Source organism: Microbacterium sp., assembly GCF_030149085.1.
Classification (GTDB): Bacteria; Actinomycetota; Actinomycetes; order Actinomycetales; family Microbacteriaceae; genus Microbacterium.
The window spans coordinates 1-2,784 of the sequence record NZ_JASBSF010000290.1; the positions used below are offsets into that span (position 1 = coordinate 1).

General features: G+C 68.8%; 2 protein-coding genes and 1 pseudogene. 1 reads left to right on the forward strand and 2 read right to left on the reverse strand.

The window, feature by feature from the left end:
• A pseudogene (locus Q1V87_RS11990) lies at nt 1-882 on the forward strand (acetyltransferase); the annotation flags it as partial.
• Between the two features lie 150 nt (nt 883-1,032).
• On the opposite strand, the gene Q1V87_RS11995 reads toward Q1V87_RS11990, so the two are convergent.
• Nucleotides 1,033-2,112, reverse strand: a complete 1,080-nt coding sequence (locus Q1V87_RS11995) for a GNAT family N-acetyltransferase (RefSeq protein WP_300593105.1) — start codon at nt 2,110-2,112, stop codon at nt 1,033-1,035.
• A 135-nt stretch (nt 2,113-2,247) separates the two neighbouring features.
• On the reverse strand, nt 2,248-2,784 hold a 537-nt coding region (gene rplQ / locus Q1V87_RS12000), incomplete at its 5' end, for a 50S ribosomal protein L17 (RefSeq protein ID WP_300593108.1).

Sequence of the window (2,784 nt, forward strand, 5' to 3'; positions counted from 1 at the left end):
GAAACACCCGTGCGACGTCTCGGCTTCCGCGGGACCTGGCGTGCGGCACGAGCACGCGTCGGGGTCGATGCCGGGGCGCTGTGGGGCACCGTCATCGGGAGCCTGGCCACAACGGCCCTCGTGTTCGGGACTGTCGCCGCCGCCCTCACCGGAGCGAGCGTGTCATCCGGTGAGGCAGTTGTCGCCGAGGGCCAGGCAGCCGTCGATGCCGCATCCGCCAGCCCGACACCGTCGACGGACGCCCGCCCGCAGCCCGATGAGCCTGCGCCGGCCGGCTCTCTCGCCGACGGAGGGGTGAGGCCGCCCGCCCCGTCACCGACCCCGATCTCGGGCGGCGAGATCACCGCTGTCGGCGACTCGGTCATGCTCGCGGCCGCTCCCTCGTTGTATGACACGCTTCCCGGCATCCGAGTGGATGCTGCGGTGTCGCGCTCCTCGTGGGCGGGGCCGGGCATCATCGATCAGCTCGCCGCTGCCGGGCAGTTGGGCCGCTACGTCGTCATCGCCCTCGGCACGAACGGCCCGATCAGTCACGATGCCTATGAACGGATGGCCGCCACTGCCGGCCCTGACAGAACCCTCGTGCTCGTGAACGCCTACGCGCCGCGCGATTGGATCCCGGGCGTCAACAGCGACATCACGGCGTTTGCGGCCGCGCATCCGGGCACGATGATCGCCGATTGGGCGAGTGCCATCGACCCGCACGTGGACTACTTGGCCGGTGACCGCATCCATCCCGGCACCTCGGGCGGCCAGATCTATGCCGATACGGTCCTCGCCGCGATCCGTCAGTCCGAGAACCAGCGCGCGATCGACGAGTACCTCACCGAGACCCGCGCCTACCGCGAGGCCACCCGCACCGACGCTCGCATCGCGCAGTAGCCCCCGTTCTTGCGGGAGCCCCGTCCTCCCGTCGAACCCCGTCCTCCCGCCGAACCCACACGGTTTGCTCCGAACCCCCACTTTCCGTTCGAAGAATCCGGTGGCCTCGCGCGCGAAGGTGTGGGCTCAGCGCTGCGGAACCGGCGCCGTTCAGAACCGGGAGACCATGGCGACCTCGCGGTCGGTGGCATCGAACCCGAGCCTGCCGTACAGGCTGTTCGCGCCCGTCGGGCTCTCGGTGTCGACATCGAGATTCACCTTCTCAAGCCCCGCATCCCGCGCCGCGTTCAGCAGCGCAGTGATCACCGCCGGGGCTAGGCGCTTGCCGCGATAGTCGCGAACGACACCGATCAGCGCGACATACGCCGACGTGTAGCCCTGCACCTCCCAGTCATCCTCGTTGACGGTAGCCAGGGCCATCGCCACCACGCGGTCGCCATCCACGACGATCCGAGAGAGGTCGTCGCGGAACTGCCCACCGCCGACGAATCGCTCCCACCGCTCCGGCGGAGTCTCCAGGCTTCCCCAGTGGTCACGGAACGCGTCGTTGCGCGCCACGCGCGTGGGATCCCGCCACTGCGGGCCGAAGGTCTCGATCCGCAGGCCTGGGGATCCGGCATCCAGCGGCACATCCGGAATGGGCTGGGACAGGTCACGGAGCATCGTTGTGAACCACCGCTCCTCGGGCATGCCGCGCCGCGCACCCAGCGCACGAGCATCAGCGTCGTGCTCGTACGCGTGAAGGAAGATCGCACCCGGGAGTTCGGCTTCCGTCCGCGCCAGTTCGGTCTGGGCGGTCTCGTACTCCCAGCGCAGCACCTCTGTGCCGATACCGCGGCGGCGCCACCGCGGATGCACCATACCGGTGCAATAGACATAGACGTGCTTGTCTTGGGATGGATGCACCAGGATGCCGGCCATGGCGACGAGGTCACCGTCAGCTGTGAAACCCAGTCGCGTGTGACGCTCGGGGTCGATGTGCGAAAGCTCGAAGATCTCCTCGACGTCCTCGCGCGGCGTCAACCACGTCGGATGATCGACCCGGTCGCAGGCGTCGACCAGGACCACCATCTCGTCGAGGTCCGCCCGCGTCGCGGGGCGCCAGGTGGCGACATCCGGATGCTGGATCTCAGCGACCGTCTCGGGCGCTCCGACGCGCTCCGACAACGGCCTCACATCAGTCGGCGCGGCGTTCTCAGGAATCGGCGCAGGCATGGTGCTTTCACTCACCGTCCCACCCTACGCACGCGCTCCACACACGTGAAACACCGCATCCTCGGTGAGACTCCCCCTAACACGGGGTGTCACACCGAGGATGCGGTGTGTGATCCGTCTACGCCACGGATGCGGCGCAGGCTGGAGGTTTTACTTGGCGTCGTCCTCGACAACAGCGTCCTCGGCGGCGGCCTCAGCGGCGGCGCCCTCCTCGGACGACTCGGCACCGGCATCCGCTGCCGCGTCGGTGGACTCTTCCGGGGCCTCGGCGGCAGGAGCCTCCTCAACAGGAGCCTCCTCAGCGGGAGCCTCTTCCGCAGCGGGAGCCTCTTCGGCAGCGGGCGCAGCGGCAGCCGGAGCAGCCTTCTTCGCCGACTTCGGCTTCGGGTTCACGGGCTCCAGAACGAGCTCGATGACCGCCATCGGGGCGTTGTCACCCTTCCGGTTGCCGACCTTCGTGATGCGGGTGTAGCCACCCTCACGCTCGGCGACCAGCGGCGCGATCTCGGCGAACAGGACGTGCACAACTTCCTTGTCACCGATGACCGAGAGCACCCGACGACGCGCGTGCAGGTCACCGCGCTTGGCGAAGGTGATGAGACGCTCGGCCAGCGGACGCACCCGCTTGGCCTTGGCCTCGGTGGTCGTGATCCGCCCGTGCTCGAACAGCGCCGTGGCCAGGTCGAG